The organism is Capilliphycus salinus ALCB114379, from assembly GCF_047276495.1.
GTDB lineage: Bacteria > Cyanobacteriota > Cyanobacteriia > Cyanobacteriales > Microcoleaceae > Capilliphycus > Capilliphycus salinus.
Genome location: NZ_CP178543.1, coordinates 6,229,791 through 6,245,722 on the forward strand (window position 1 = coordinate 6,229,791; position 15,932 = coordinate 6,245,722).

Genomic DNA, 15,932 nt, shown 5'->3' on the forward strand with positions numbered 1-15,932 from the left:
GTATTTAACATTGTGGAGATTTTGTAAGTATGACTGTTTTGGAAGCGTTTAAGCTCGATGGTCAGGTCGCGATCGTGACGGGGGGCGGAGCCGGCATCGGCCGGGGCATTGCCGAACTGTTTGCCCAGGCGGGGGCGGCGGTGGTCGTCAGCGATCTCAAAGAAGACACTGCGGCGGCGGTCGCCAATGGCATCAAAGAAAAGGGCGCTCAGGCTGTGGCCGTGGCTTGCGACGTTACCAAGGACTCGGATCTGGAAAATTTGGTCCGGTCCGCCCTGGATGCCTTTGGCAAAATCACCCTGCTGATCAACAATGCCGGCGGCGGCGGGCCGAAACCCTTTGATATGCCGATGGACACTTTTATTTGGGCTTACAAGCTCAACGTATTTTCGGTGTTTCACCTCTGCCAACTGTGCGCCCCCCACATGGAAGCGGCGGGACAGGGGGCGATTTTAAATATTTCTTCGATGTCGGCGGAAAATAAGAACGTCAAGATGGCTTCTTACGCTTCTTCTAAAGCCGCCGTCAGCCACCTGACCCGCAATATTGCCTTCGATTTGGGACCCAAGGGAATTCGGGTGAACGCGATCGCCCCGGGTGCGATTAAAACCGATGCCCTGGCTACGGTATTGACCCCCGAAGTTGAAAAAACCATGCTCAAGCACACCCCCCTGGCGCGGTTGGGAGAACCCAATGATATCGCTTATGCGGCACTGTTTCTCTGTTCCCCGGCGGCCAGTTGGGTGAGCGGGCAAGTGCTGACGGTCAGCGGCGGCGGCGTTCAGGAATTAGATTAAAGGCTGTCTCGCCCGATTGTATTTGAGAGTATTAAAACCTAACAAAAAAACGACCATGAGCAATTTTGATGCGTTTGCTGACTTTCGGATGGACGGCCAGGTGGCGATCGTGACGGGCGGCGCCCAAAACATCGGAGAAGCCATTGCCAAAACCTTTTCCGGTGCGGGGGCGAAGGTGATGATCGCCGACCTGAACGGGGAAAAAGCCCAGGCAACGGCGGCGGCCATCCAAGCCGAAACGGGCAATGAAGTGTTGGGCGTGGGCTGCAACGTCACCGTTGAGGCGGACATTCAAGGGTGTGTCGCCAAAACCGTCGAAGCCTTCGGGGGCGTTTCAACTTTGGTTAATAACGTCGGTTGGGGCAAAGCCTACGACGACCCCCTCGATGTTCCTTTAGAAGAGATGATCGACAGCTACAAGCTCAACACCCTGTCGGCCATGCGGATGACCTCCGTTTGCCGCCCCTACCTCCTGCAAGCTGAAAATGCCACCATTACCAACTCGGGTTCTCTGGTGGGGGTTTTACCCGCTTTTGACTTCATCGCCTACTCCGCCGCCAAAGCCGCCCTCAACCACATGATGCTGGGTTTGGCTCACTATTTTGCCAAGCAGGTTCGCATCAACACGGTGCTGATCGGTACGGTGATCACCGAGAACTACGCGGCGGCGGGTTTGGACGAAAAGGCCCAGTATGCCCTGGCTCACCCCGATAACCTGACCGGGCGGGCAGGCAAACCCCAGGATATTGCCAACGCCTTCCTGTGGCTGGCGTCACCGGCGGGGTCTTGGGTGAGCGGCCAAACCCTGCAAGTTTCCGGCGGCGGTAAGCGCGTTCGCCTCAAGCCGGAATGAGCCAGGGTGCGAACCCGTCGCCCCATGAACTAACGCCATCCCCCTACGGCTGAGATGGCGGTTTCGGTCGCTTCATCTTGCCACCCTCGACCCCGGCGATCGCTTAGAATCACTCATGTAAAAAACTTGGTTTTTTTCACTTGTTTTCGCAGTAAGCCGTCCAAGCATTATGACCAATCAACCCCAAGTCGAAGAATCCGCTCCCAAACAACTTTCAACCACTTCCCTCCAACCCAGAGGAAGGGTTTATCCTTCCCCGAGTAACTGGCGAGATGAAATTTTGTATCAACTCCTCCCCGATCGCTTCAGCGATGGAAACGAAGAACAGCGTCCCTTGTTCGATCGCAACAACCCCGCTCAATTTCGAGCCAAGGACAAAGCCGCTTGGATGGCAGCCGGAACCAAATTTGTTGGCGGTACCCTCAAAGGAATCGAGAGCAAACTAGACTATTTGCAAGAATTGGGAGTAACGGCCGTTTGGATCAATCCGCCTTGGAAGCAGCGGGCCGATTTAGAAACCTACCACGGCTATGGCATTCAAAACTTTTTAGAAATCGACCCCCGCTTTGGCAGCCGTCAGGATTTGCGAGATTTAGTTGACGCCGCCCACGATCGCGGAATGTACGTTATTTTAGACGTGATTTTCAACCATACGGGCAATAACTGGTTCTACCGAGATGAAAACGGCAATCCCAGAGACACCATGCGATATCGCTTTTCTCCCCCATATCCGGTTCACGGATGGCGATCGCACAAAGGAGATAGCATTTCCCAACCCGCAAACCCTGATGATGGCGTGTGGCCCGATGAGTTTCAAAATCTCGATTGGTACACCCGCGCCGGAGAAATCGGCAACTGGGGAACTTCGAGTTGGGAAGATCCGATGAACGCCAATGTCGAATTTCGACGCGGCGACTTTTACGACCTCAAAGACCTCAACTTCGACAATGACGACGCCTTAACTGCCGTCATCAAAGTGTATCAGTATTGGATTGCCCTCAGCGACTGCGATGGATTTCGGGTCGATGCCGTCAAACACGTTCCCAAGCACATCTGCCGAAAATTCTTTCAGGAAATCTATAACTATACCCAACTGATTGGTAAAGATAATTTTTTGCTGACCGGAGAGATCACCGATAATGTCATGGTCGGCGACTATATGGAACTCTACGGCCATTTTATCGATCGCTCTTTGGGAGTGGCATTAGATATAGTCTCAACCCCCAACCAACTGACAGCAACGGTTAAGGGACTGGCTAACCCCGGAGATTTTTTCGGTCGCTACAACGTCAATTTTCTCCTCGGTAGATACCTGCAAATTGGCAAATTTCACGTTTGCGTTATCGACGATCACGATATGTCATCGCGAAGCCAAAAGGCCCGTTTTGCCGCCAACAGCAATGTACCTAACCTTGACCAACAAGTTGCCCATGCAGTCGGCGTGCAGTTAACGACTCCCGGCATTCCCTGTATTTATTACGGTACCGAGCAAGCTTTTGACGGCAACGAAAATTATCACGATTACAGTGTTGAGCCTCGGCGCTTTGCAGAAGACCGCTACGTGCGAGAAGCCATGTTTGGCAAAGGTTTTGGGGCTTTTGAAACCGAAGGCTGTCATTTCTTCGATCGCCATCACCCAACCTATCTGAGAATAGCAGCGATCGCCCGGCTGCGTAATCGTCAAGATACCATTGGCAAAACTCTGCGTCGGGGATATCTATTTGAGCGGGAAACGTCTTTCTTAAATTACCCCTTTTCGCTTCCCGGAAAAGGAGAGTTGGTGGCTTGGTCGTTAATTCTGTTTGAACCGGAAGTGCTGATGGTTCTCAATACTCACGGTTTGGAAAGTCGGGGTGCTGTGGTGACAGTAGATAGCTCCTTACATCCCGATGGTTCCAGTCTCACCTATTTATATAAAAGTGACTGGAGCGACGAGGAATTACGCAACCCACCCCAAAACCAAACCGCGAAAGTGAAACATTATCCCGACGGTAGAGCAACGGTTGAAATTGAGTTACCCCCTTCGGGAATGGCAATTTTAACGTGATATTTAACTCGATAGTTGTTGAAAAATCGCTCCGGCAAAGGGGGAAAGCTGGAGTTGATTTTTTTCTGGATTCCAAGATGGGGAAGAAGAAGTTGATAGGAGCAATTTTGAGTCCTGTAAGTTGCTTAAAGAAATAGTGCTGACCTCGGAACTGTTGTTGAGGACAACGGTATGGGAACCCAAAAGATAAGCGTAGACTCCCAGGCGATCGTCAGCGAGGAGGGTTTGTCGGGGAAGGTTCCAGATTTCTGGAATTTGGCGGCGCAGCCCAATTAAATTTTTGTAGAATTCCAGCAAAGAGGAATCTTGAGCTTTTCCCCACAACATGGGTAGGCGAGATTCTTCTAACCTTCCAACTTCTTGTAACTGGCTCAGTCCGACCTCGGTTCCGTAGTAAATTATCGGGGGTTCGGGTAAGGTAAACTGGCATAGAGCGGCCAAACGCAGGCGTCGCTGGTCGCCTTTAACGGTCCACAGAAAGCGGTTCATGTCGTGATTATCGAGAAAACTCGGGAGAACCAAATTAGAATTAAAATAAGCGTAGTGTTGCTGTAAAATCTTGTCAAATTCGCTGACTTTGAGGGTGCCAAAGGCAAAGAAACCCCGCAGAATTTCCAAGAGTTTAAAATCCAAACAGCCATCCATTCGACCCGCAAAAGAGCGAATAAATGCGGGAAATGAGGTGATTTCTCCGAAGGTAACGCTGTCCGGGTTAACCGCTCGGGTTGCGGTTCGGAAACAGGACCAAAAAGCGTGAGTCGAGCCGTGAGCGCAGTCCAGCCGAAAACCGTCAACTCCCCGTTCTAACCAGCGTTGGGCATTTTCGATCAGATAAGCGCGAGCTTGCGGACAGTCTGAATCTATTTTGGGTTGGCTGGGAACGTTAAAAAAACACTCGTATTCATCGGGCCAATTGATAAAATCAAACCATTTATAGGCGGAGTCGGTTTGGTCTTTTTGGGCGGCGATAAAAGCGGGATGTTGATTAGAAAGATGATTGGTAACATAATCCAAAACTACTCGGATGTTGCGCCGGTGCGCTTCGTCCAAAAGAATTTGAAAATCCTCCTCGGTTCCCAATCGAGCCTCTACGCTGCCATAATCGGTTGGATCGTAGCCGTGATAAGATGAACTGGGAAAGATTGGAGTTAGCCACAAACAGTTGATTCCCAAGTCCGCCAAATAATCGAGTTTAGAAGTGATTCCTCGGAGCGTTCCGCCATAAAAACCGTCGAGATCTTTTGGAGTTGAAAAGTCGGTATCCGGATCGGGTGCAAAGCGATCGACAAAAATCTGATAGATAACGGCTTCTCTCAACCAAGTTGGTATGGTTTCATTGTCAACGTAGAAGCCATAAATTTGCGGGCTATTTTTTCGAGCCTGTTTCTTGATAAATGGCAGGTCAAAATCGTCAAGATTATCGGTCAACTCCCTCGCCGCCGTATCGAAGTAAGGACTGTATACAATAGTGCCTGTATTGGTCATTCCTTGTATTAGGTACTGAATATGAGTATTTTTGGGTTGTCCGGGAATTTCGGCCGTCCATGTTTCTAAATAACCCCATTGCAAAGTATCCCACTGGATCTCTGTTCGCCGCATCGGTATGCTAAACAGATGGGGATCGCGATCGGGATTTGCGGATGGAACTTGTGGTAAAGTGCCGTCGGTCGTGTAATAGAGGGTTACGGCTTTGATAGCAATATCTACACCAACGCGAACCGAGATAGTAATCGCCTGGTTTTCTGCCGGATCGTGAGGATGAAGGGCTGAGTCGTGATCAAATCCTACTCGGGTCGTTCTCGCTTGCTTTAAGCGTCCTTCTTTGGTGGATAAATGGCCGAAAATAAATTCAGGAAGTTGACCAATTTTAGAAATTTCGCTATCCATTTTTAGAATACAATTAAAGGCTGATGAGAGTCGAGGGGTTAATGTTTGGCTCGCGTCTGCCGATTGAATTCATCCACAATACCCGTGCAGTTCCTCCCCGAGCAAGACCAACTCGGTAATTATATCACCACTTGCTAAAAAGATCGACAAGATTATGTCGATGCACTTTCTGAGTTGGCGATCGCACTAATTCAAGCCAACCGCAATGATGACGCTAAAACCGTTTTGTTAGAAGCTCAATATATTGTTAATGAAATTGAGGATTTTTGGGTTCGTTTCAGATAAAGATTAATAAAATAATGGAAAGGGAATCAAAAAATATTGAATAAGGCTTAAATTTACAAGAATTGGAGTTAAGTAATCGTGCAATTGCCTATGCTCAAACCGATTATTTATTGGGAACTGGAAAAACGCTGGTTTTTTTCAACGATAAGGATTACATGGTTTTTTATATGTAATAACAGGCTGGAAAAATGCTTTTGATCAAATTGACCCCGAGTTCCCTTTAACAGTTACCAAAGAAATGGTTCGGATTGCGGCTTGGGTTAGTCCAAGTTGGCGGAAAGTCTACGAGGAAATTTTAGACGCAACTGAAAACTAACCCAATTTAATGTAATATATTGTTGGCAAACCATGTCTAATCTTCAATTAACTCGGCCGAATCCGAATCTACCAACAAGACATAATCCTGCATTTTTTTGGCTAAATGTAAGGGTAAAGGTAGCTTGAGCGCTTCATCATAATGATTGGCTAAATACCTTAATTCATGGGTAAGCATAGCCCAGGGTTCTATCCCATCGCCCGGTTGAATACAAGCCACAGTAATTTCAACTAGACTTGGATTCCAAAAATAAGTATCGGGTGAAGGTTCCAGATTTTTATTTCGTTTGCTGGTTGCAGTCGAGACTTTAGAAAGGTTGACCGGCGCTTTAAATTGTTTGGGTTTATTAGAAGTGCTGGCAAACACTCGTTCGCCCATTCTAAAAAGACCTTTAGACCATCCTTGCTCGTTATCTTCATAAGCAAACCATTCCGGTGTTTCGTAGCCTTGATTATCTCTAATTCGCACAATTCTTAAGCCTTTATACTTGGAGATTTCTTGTTTATTTGCCACGCCAAAACTCACTTCATTTTGGCTAATATTTTTATTTTGCAACCATTTCCAAGAAAAGCGTAAATTTTGAGCATGACATAATAATAAAGTATCACCTAACGGAAGAACATCGCCCTTGAGAGTTTGTTGGATAAAAGACATGGCTTGTTCCTCGCGAGAAACACCCCGAGCTTCTCCCCTGGCAATTTTTAAGAGTGCTTCTCGATAAGGAAGCCATTGATTGTTTTCAAAACCCAAAGCAGTCGCTTGAATTTCGGTGCTGTTAGATGCCATGTGAACCATGACCGGAACTCGCTGAATACTCCCATCTGTTGAAGTCGGAGAATTTTGCTTAATTAACCACACACCCACATAATGCAATGGCTCGGGTAGAACAATTAACTCCGGTTTTTGTTGCTTATTTTTTGTTGTTTTATCGGCGGGTTTTTTAGAATTCTTAAACTCTACCTGAGGAGGGTTGGCTTGAACTCCTAACTGGCGGAGTAAATCTAAAAATCCATTCGACGCACGATGAGATAAACCTTTCTTTTCTGTGGTAATAAATTGCGTTAAACGATTGGCAAAAGCAAATCCTCTGCGAATAGCATCTTTGGGATCTTGATACTGTTTAAATTTGTCTTCATTATGCAGTTCAACAAATGCCACTGTGATTCCAGAAACAGAACAAACAGAATTTTGAATTTCCTGGCTGCGTTCCTCAACCGCCCTCCGACGACGTTCTGTAATCCTTTTAACTTTTGAATCCAGTTCTAATTCATCTCCCCGCTTTCCTAACGGTTCAGAGTGAATATCTAAAGTCAAATCCAAATTCGGAAATTGATAGGGGAATGATGCGGATTCGGGAATGCCCAAACAGTCTTTAACTGCATTAATAATCGCTTCTACGGTGCGTTGTTGTTGATGCCATATTTCTACCCTCAAATGATTGCCGATTGTTTCCACAATAGCCGAGCAGCATTGCCTTTTTAACTCGCTAGACTCAAATTTGTTCTTTAAGGTTTCAGTCGGAAAAAAGGGATTACCAGGAACAGTAGATTTTAACTGAATTCGTTTTAGAGGTTCAACAAATTCCCATTCCGGCGCAATCAGTTCTTGAATTTTTTCCGCCAACAGGCGACGGTCAGCCGGCCCAAAACCTCCCTGAACATCGTGCTTGGGTTCAATACCATTGCGGTAAAGTAAAGCTGCCGTTGAATTCCCGTTTAGATTGAGTGCAGATAAAGGATTTTGAACTATATCTTCGGGATTTGGAAAAGGATGTTGACGGTTCAAGTTGTTGAGCAACGGTGCCAAATTGCTTCCCCAATTCCACCCCCAATTTTGCTGTGTGTTGGATGAATTTGCTCGGGTTAGTTGTTGCCATTGAATTGACGCCACTTGAAAACTATTGGATTGATGTAATCTTTCTATCCAGGGAACTTGAGTTAAAAGATAAATACTGGTTTCTTGATTTCGGGGTAAAAACTTAAGGGGTAAACTTGCCCAACGCCGCACACTAAGATCGCAATGAACAACAGGAAATGATTGAAAAGGGACGGTCTGAACCGTGAAAGTAATCACAACAGACCAGTACCATTGTTCATAGGAAATTGGCGGCCAAGAAATAATCTCTGCTCCCGTTGTTCCAATGGATAAAGGCGCCCGGCGAAAGCGCAAAACCTCCGAACCAAATTGAATGTTGACGTTGTTTTGAGTGAGTTGGGAGGCCAAAAAGTGGGGGGTTAAAATAAAAGCATTGGACTCGGGTTCGGCCGTCCCGTTGGGTAATTTTTCTCCATTTTCAAAAGAAAATTCTGTGGTTTGCCATTGCACATCGTTCAAAGAAAATTGGTTCAATAAATCGCTTAATCGGTTTTCTGGTATTTGGGGAAACTGAACTTTTAGCCAAGCTTTTACAATCAAAAACAGGGCTTCTTGATCAATGGGAACTGCACTGTATAGCCAAGGCTTATCACCCGCATGAGCCGCTTTTTTTTCGATAAAAATGAGGTCGGGAACTAACGCCCGCATTGCTTGATTTAATACATAAATGGGGATGTTAATTTGATCGCGAGGACGACCCGTAACATCGGCAATGAGATTCCGAAGTTCTGACTTCCAGTTTTCGGGAAAATTGAGAACTTCAACGGTTCGCTTGGGGTGAAGTTGATTTGAAGCCAAACGAAAAGAAAGTGTCCGCAATTGATCATAACTCATCGGCGATTCCTCCCATGTTTTCAATAGCCGTATAAAAAGGCCCGTACAACGCTTGAACAAGCTCCCGTTCTAAGTTAGTAATATCCGGGTTTAAACCCGAAATAAAATAAGGACGAAGCACCTGTTTAATGCTTACTAAAAGACTGGTTAGCGGTTCATCTCCCCGTTCATCTTGCAACGCAGTTCGACGGGCAAAAGCAGCATCGCAGAAAAAGACGCGAGCCGGACTTCCCCCCCGAATTAAACGACCGATAACCTGCCAAATTGAAACCAATTGATTCCAGGTCACGGCCTCCCGTTCTTCCGGGGGCAAAGTGCTGTAAATCATCGGTAAACGCAAGAGATAACGCCACTGTTTGTAGGCGGCATCCCGAAAGTTTTTTCCTGTTTTTTCTAAGGTTAACCTCCCTTCCAAACTTCCATCATTTAGCAAAATTTGATCGGCATAATGTTCAACCGCCCAACGGTTTATCGAGTGAATGGCGTAGCTGATATCATCGGGACGGGGATGGGGACGAACGAGAAAATAAACCGCACCAATTGCCGCCCGATCATCTTCATTAAGAATATTATGTCCCCGTTCAATTGCCATCAACGGCGCAATTAAAATCCAGGCTCCGGTACTGGCAAATTGAGACACCAAACCCCGCTGTAAACTCGAATTATTCTCAAGCCATTGGCTCTCAAATTCGTCATCATCGGGAACCAAGCGCCGAATTTGTCCTTTCCAATCTTGTCGGACATTTTCCAAGTATTCTTGGGCAAGTTTCGCCTGTTCATAACTCCCGACTAATAATAAAATTCGCTGACGACCTTGAGGCAAATTTTTTCGTTCATTTTCTAAACGACTAGGCCCTCCCAAACCCCCCGGTTGGGCGAGTTGATTGAGCAATTCTTTCAGGGCAATTGCCCGTCCGTTTCCCGAGGTTCCAGAAATAGTAATGGGGCGATTTTCTCGGTCGTAAAAGCAGGTAAATTCAAAGTGACTTTTCGAGATAGCTTCTAGCTCGGCATCGGGCGATCGCAAGACTCCCGCCACCGGAACTTGTAGATGATAACCCGGAGCTTTTAGCGCCCAACTTGTCCCCGAAAGTAATAAAACGTGAGGCCCTAAAATTCCATCGCTTCCAAAAAGTTCGTGCAGATGCAACAGCAGCCAGCGTCCGACTCCAACACATTTAAAAAACCGCAAATCTCCCGATTTTAAATCCTGAGATCGAACGTACTGCAATGCCAAAACATTACCCATTGGTGAGGCGGGCATAACCGCTTCGTAATCTCTGGGGGGATTGTGAAAAAGCATCGAACTTTGACCTTCCAATTTGAGCGGAATTTCGACCTGTTTCCAATCTCTCAAGATTTGATTGAGGCGATTTTCTAAAACTCCAACTATCAAGCCAAATTCCAACAGTACCGCCGTATTATTCAGGTCTTCTTTGCTGAGATTAATATGGGGTTCTTGATGGGTTGCAATCCAAGTTAACAAGCGATTGCGTACCCGATTTTCTTGATTCGTTAATATCAACTGACTAGCCAATTCCGAAAGTTCTTGATTATCCGCATCCCCCAACGGATCGTCTATAAAGCGATCGAAAAACAACCAAAGGCGACGGTAAGCCGGATCGGTATTTCGTGCGTCTTTAGATGCGCCGCTCAGAGTCAAAGCAACGCGCTCCAAAATTAACCAACTGGTGAAATATTCCCCCCGTTGACTCCATTCTCGCAAGGCGGGATTTTGAGTTAAAATTAGAGCATAAATGCGACTGGTAACAGTTTGGGTGATCTCGTGAGCTTTGCACCAGCTATCAACATCGGGATCGGCTAATTGACTGCGCCCTTCCCAATTTAGTTCTTGAACAACGGGTTGCTGTACTTGGCTAAACCAACCCTCTCCACGCGGACCAAATAATTTTTGACTGGGGCTGAATAAGTGATCTAATTGCACCTGTACTTGGTCGGCTTCATCAACAATTACCAAATCACTTCGACGGTAAACTAACTCATAAAATCGAATTCGTTCGCCGTTAATTTGTGGGGGAATGCGAGTATAAACTAAGCTGGCGGGTGTAGCAATCCAAACGGAAGCTTGGGTTAAATCAAGTTGTGCTTGATGGAACGGACAAACGGTGTATAAAGAGCAGGCATAAGTTTTAGAATGGTCTGAATACTCGTTTGAATACTCCGATGAATACTCCGAGTTATTTTCCCCCTCATTCAAACGGGATAAATTCAAACAGGGTTGCTTAGATTGGGAAAAAGGTTTAACAACATCGTGACGCAATTCGCTCAAAGGACAGGCGGTACTGAGCCATTTAAACCCCGGATGTTCTTGATATAAAATAAACGGGTTTTCTGCATTCCCAACTCGGTGCAAGCGGTTGGTGTGGCGTTCTCGATTGGATGCACCTAAAACCGGAGCAACGCCAATCCCAAGCTCGATAAAAAGTTTAGCTCGATTTAACGCCCCGATCACATCTCCCACCACTAAAGTTACATGAAGTCCCCGGCGGGTTGCCCATACGGTGACAACATCCATTAAGGTTGATTTCCCCGCAGAAACCATACCAATTAAGTGCATTAACCCGTTAAATGTTAAGGCGTCGGTTTGCTTCAAATTCCCATTTTTATCGAACAGTTCTAGGCGAACTTTAGATAAACGTTTTTCCCAATTTTGAGGGCGGCGATTATCCATCCATCTCGCCGTTTCAAGCAAATCTTCCCAACTAACAGTAATGGGCTGTTTTTCGGGTTTATTTCTTAGGTTGTGACTGGGAGGGGGCGGAAAGATCAAATTTTCGGGAAAATTAACCGTTGCCCGATATTTTCCATCGGGACATTCGTAGCGACCTGCTGTTGCCCATTTTACGGACTCTTTTTGATAGGGTAAAATACTTTCAAGGGTGCGAATGTAAATCTGCTCTCGGTTGCTGCAAATGCTAACTTCTCGGGTTGAAAACTGCTCAAGCGCCGCATCAACTTCATAACCCCGCAAATATTCGTTAATTGTGCGGTAGTTTTCTAATGCCCGTTTCCAACTATATTCACTTCTAAATTGGCTGAGGATGTGCCGGGTATTTCCTAGCATTTTGTATTGGATTTGACTCCAAGTTTCGGCTTCGGGAATGGGGAAAGGATAACCCGTCAGCAGAACCCACAAAGCATGGGCGGGGGATGAGGGTGCAAGCTGTTTCAGCAAACACAAACCTAATTCAATATCGCAAAATGTCGCCGGGTTTAATCCCGATGTTGTCGATGACCAATGAGTGCGGAGAGTTTTGGTAATATTCCGTCTCCAAGAGCTTGTATCGCGCATAAATTTGCACCTCTGATTAATTTAAAACACCATATCTTTTGAGCAAAAAATTGATTAATTTTATCGTTTTTTCAGCTTGTTTTTCACCGCTTTTATGAAATTACTCTCGGATTTTGCTTTGACAAATTTGGGCAGTCTGCAATGGTGAGTAAAAGCCCGTAAATAGTCGGAACGTTGTTGGCAGCGTTCATCGGGAAAAACAAAATAAGCCTCTTTCCAAGGCGGATTTTCAGGAATGGGAGGGTTTTGTTGCTTGACTTTTTGAGCCAATAAAAAGGGGTTTACCCAGTCTTTGACATCAACCGCCCAAGCTTCCCCATCGGGGAATACAATTCGCAGATCGTAGCTGTCAAAATTCGGCCAGAGTTCAACGGTTTTAAGTTGGTTTAAAGCGTTAAGTTTCTCCGCCAAACGCAATTCGGCTCGACCCGGTGCCGCAATAAAGCGCCGCAAACCCCGTTTGAGCCAATATACCCCTTCTTTTTTAGCAATTTTTCGCCCCGGTTTATCCAAGCCAGCAAGACGACAAGATTCTTCTCCACAACTTAAATTTCCCCCATTTGTGCGAAGTAAAATATTATTGCAGTTGGCACAACAATAGAAATTTTCTTCCACTGCACAGGCTTCCGGTGCGGGTTCATAGGCGGCATAAATCTGTTCTTCAAGCCGTTCGAGCGGGGGATTATTGAAGTGTTTAAGTCGTTCAAATTCTGTCACCACCGGGGTACTAATCAGCAAATGGCGGAAGGCGACATAGGAATCGGGCGCTTTTGCTGCTTTGCAAATTTGCATGGCGTTGAGGAGTAATTGTTTTTGGGTGAGTTCGGCTTCTATATCCGCACCGGCAACCGCCCATTCTAAACACAAACTGCTGGGAATTTGCGCTTCTAATAGTTGGTCTGACTCGCCAACTTCGGGCAGTTCTAGCGGCCATTGCGTCAGAGGTTTTTGACACCACAAAAGCAGATCGGGTATGCCTTGGGGTGGCGTTTTTTTCTGTCGTAAACAGTTTAAAACAAGCCGATCTAAGCCCCGTTGTAGTTCTTTGGGATAGGGAAGCCGAGGCGGTTGACCCTGTTGAATTTTTTCGATTAGTTTAATCAACCCACTGGCGATTAAATGAAGTGTGAGTTGATCGGGATGAAGATGGGGTGTTTCATACATAGAAATTCTGAGCGATTGTTTCAACTCCGAGCAACACCAATCAATTTAAAGGAACATCCCGGCAAAAATCTTTCCGGGTTAGAAAAAATTTGGCTTTTGTTCATCGCCTAGCGGCATCAAAGGTTGAATAGGCAGCGTTCGGTATGCTGCTGGCACCGTTGGCGATGCTCAACGCCCAACGGCATCAATGATGATAATATTTTAGCTGATTTTTGGTTAATTTAAATACCCCCTTTAATTGGAAAAATTAATAGTTTAAATTGGGGGAAGTTTAACCCAAGCCTTGTTCGGTGGATGGTTAACAAAACAATCGCCCCGAGTAAACAACTGGGTTCTAGTTTTAGTATGATCAGCCCGATCAATCCAAAGGGTTAATCGGCAAACATCTTGACGGGGAGCGCCGTTTTTTTCCAGAGGAAAATACCATCTGGCAAGCGGTGGCTCATCAAGAATTTCAATCCGAGATCGCAACTTCTCAGCAAACCTATTTAAAATTGGCGGATTTGCGGTTAGAACTCGAACAAAAAGAACGGGAATGGGAACTTTATTATCAAGCCGCTTTAACAGATTTGCGGAGTTTAATCGCCGAAATTCAAGCCAACCGAAAATGTGAAATTGAAGTCGGGGAAGGGAAGGAAGCCGAACGGTTCCAGGTGGAAGTAGACTATTGGACGAAGGGACGTTTAAGCGAATACGAAAGCCAATTGAGTCGGCTTGAAACCCAACTTTTAGAAGGAGAATCAACCCTCACCACCGAAGAACTTAAAGCGATTTGCGAACAAATTACGCAGCAGCAACCGATTTTAGGCGAGATACTCGAACAGGCAAAATTATCGATTTTGGGGTCACAAATGCGGGCGGAAATTGCCGATCAGGTTGTCGAAACTTTGACGGGTTTTGGTTACACTCTCGTTGATGATACCTACGAGGGAGAAGACGAGCGAAACGCCTACGTTGTCAAGGTGAAAAATATCGCCGGAGATGAAGTTGTGACGGTGGTTAGTCCCGAGTCAGAATTTGGGGCGAATTCGATTTCTATTAATAGTTTCAGCGACACTTTAGTAGATGAACAAGCCACCCGCCAAAACGCCGAAGCCATTTTCAAACTGTTAAATGATGCGGGTGTTCAGGGGGTTGGCGAGGTTGAATGCAACGAACAACCGAAAGCCGAATATCAGAATTTAGAGGAGGTTAAAAAGCGCTCGGTTCAGTCGTAGGACTCCCTATAAATCCCCCTAAATCCCCCTTAAAAAGGGGGACTTTATCCCCTAAATCCCCCGGAGAGATCCCCCTAAATCCCCCTTAAAAAGGGGGACTTTATCCCCTAAATTCCCCGGAGAGATCCCCCTAAATCCCCCTTAAAAAGGGGGACTTTATCCCCTAAATTCCCCGGAGAGATCCCCCTAAATCCCCCTTAAAAAGGGGGACTTTAGCACTCTTTTCCCCCCTTTTTAAGGCAGGGCTGTTTCATTCTAGCAAAATCCAAAGCTTGAACCAGCGATTATTAAGCCATCTTTGACCTTCTGTAATTGAGAGAAATCCTAACAGTCGAAACAGATTCATTGCCATAGTTTGGAGAATTGATAGATTCGTTCGAGCTTGAAAGTGATGTATAGGAGAATTATCCTCTTTAAAGATTACATCTTTTACCCAATGCAACTGATTTTCTATTAACCAATGTCCTTTTATTTTCGTGGCAAAAACTTCGGCTTTCTCTGATAAACTACTAATGTAGTAAGCCACTTGATGATAATCCTTGTTTCCTCTTTTACCCCATCTTTCAACTCGGATTAAGCTTTCAATTCCACACCAAGTCAATGGCAGAGAGTCTAAGCTCTTAAAAACCGAGACTTGGCGTTGAATTTGGCGACCATGACTTTCCTCTTTTTTCAGATTTACACTGAGTGGTACTTGATTACGTGTGATAGATTCGAGAGCTTGATACAACTTTTTTTGATTCTTTTTCACCGCAACTAGATAATGATTTCCAGAAGCTATAATTTCTCGAACTGTTTGTTTTTGGCAATGTAAGGCATCGAGAGTAAAAACTTTATTTTTTAAGGAGCAATGCCGGAGTAGGTCTTGAACTGACTTGATTTCTGAACACTTTTTGTTCTCCAAACGATTGCATCCGAAAACTAACCCATTATCTTGACTATATAAAGAAACGAAGGAGACAAAATTTTGATAAGACTTGTCATAATTATCAACAGTACTGTTCAAGCTTTTGCCATCTATACAGACCCAATCTCTCAAATTACTCAACTCACTTAGTTGACCAGACCATTGATTAAAAATATCCTGAAGATTTGACCAATCTACCCCGACTAGCACTCGTCTTATTGTTGATGAAGATGGAACTTTTTTGGAGAAAATATTAAATTTTTTCACGATTAATTGTTGATTGGCTTTCGCAAAGTCTCCCAATGCTCGATACCCTAAATATCCCTGCATCGTTCCTAGAATTACTATTAATAAAACCAACCATAAAGGATGTCTTCTCCCTTGGCTGCGGCGAAAGTCCTTGATTTTTTTAAGTGCTTCAATTAGACTATTCATAT

General features: G+C 45.5%; 9 protein-coding genes. 4 read left to right on the plus strand and 5 right to left on the minus strand.

Going from position 1 to position 15,932, the window contains the following annotated elements; genetic code table 11:
• Window positions 1-29: 29 nt before the first annotated feature.
• The 3 genes from hdhA (at window position 30) to ACL6C3_RS25115 (ending at window position 3,697) form a co-directional block, all read left to right on the plus strand.
• Window positions 30-797, plus strand: a complete 768-nt coding sequence (gene hdhA / locus ACL6C3_RS25105; protein WP_413162214.1) for a 7-alpha-hydroxysteroid dehydrogenase — start codon at window positions 30-32, stop codon at window positions 795-797.
• Between the two features lie 55 nt (window positions 798-852).
• A complete protein-coding gene (locus ACL6C3_RS25110) occupies window positions 853-1,650 on the plus strand; it encodes an SDR family oxidoreductase (protein WP_413162216.1) in 798 nt (265 codons plus the stop codon).
• Window positions 1,651-1,819: 169 nt separating this feature from the next.
• On the plus strand, window positions 1,820-3,697 hold the full coding sequence (locus ACL6C3_RS25115; RefSeq protein ID WP_413162218.1) for an alpha-amylase family glycosyl hydrolase: 1,878 nt from the start codon (window positions 1,820-1,822) through the stop codon (window positions 3,695-3,697).
• Between the two features lie 3 nt (window positions 3,698-3,700).
• Here ACL6C3_RS25115 and ACL6C3_RS25120 read toward each other — a convergent pair whose 3' ends face one another.
• The 4 genes from ACL6C3_RS25120 to ACL6C3_RS25135 all read right to left on the minus strand — a co-directional run bounded on the left by ACL6C3_RS25120 (window position 3,701) and on the right by ACL6C3_RS25135 (window position 13,371).
• Window positions 3,701-5,584, minus strand: a complete 1,884-nt coding sequence (locus ACL6C3_RS25120) for a glycoside hydrolase family 13 protein (protein WP_413162220.1) — start codon at window positions 5,582-5,584, stop codon at window positions 3,701-3,703.
• A gap of 637 nt (window positions 5,585-6,221) precedes the next feature.
• Complete coding sequence (locus tag ACL6C3_RS25125; protein ID WP_413162222.1) at window positions 6,222-8,894, minus strand: pPIWI_RE module domain-containing protein; 2,673 nt, start codon at window positions 8,892-8,894, stop codon at window positions 6,222-6,224.
• The gene (locus ACL6C3_RS25130) at window positions 8,884-12,207 is read right to left on the minus strand and encodes a hypothetical protein (RefSeq protein ID WP_413162224.1); all 3,324 of its coding nucleotides are present in this window, start codon (window positions 12,205-12,207) and stop codon (window positions 8,884-8,886) included. Before ACL6C3_RS25130 ends, ACL6C3_RS25125 begins: the two co-directional genes overlap by 11 nt.
• 60 nt (window positions 12,208-12,267) lie before the next feature.
• The gene (locus tag ACL6C3_RS25135; protein ID WP_413162226.1) at window positions 12,268-13,371 is read right to left on the minus strand and encodes a hypothetical protein; all 1,104 of its coding nucleotides are present in this window, start codon (window positions 13,369-13,371) and stop codon (window positions 12,268-12,270) included.
• Between the two features lie 437 nt (window positions 13,372-13,808).
• Between ACL6C3_RS25135 and ACL6C3_RS25140 the strand changes: the two genes are divergently transcribed.
• The gene (locus ACL6C3_RS25140; protein WP_413162227.1) at window positions 13,809-14,588 is read left to right on the plus strand and encodes a hypothetical protein; all 780 of its coding nucleotides are present in this window, start codon (window positions 13,809-13,811) and stop codon (window positions 14,586-14,588) included.
• Window positions 14,589-14,838: 250 nt separating this feature from the next.
• Here the strand turns inward: ACL6C3_RS25140 and ACL6C3_RS25145 are convergent, their stop codons facing one another.
• On the minus strand, window positions 14,839-15,930 hold the full coding sequence (locus ACL6C3_RS25145) for an ISAs1 family transposase (RefSeq protein WP_413162228.1): 1,092 nt from the start codon (window positions 15,928-15,930) through the stop codon (window positions 14,839-14,841).
• Window positions 15,931-15,932 lie beyond the last annotated feature (2 nt).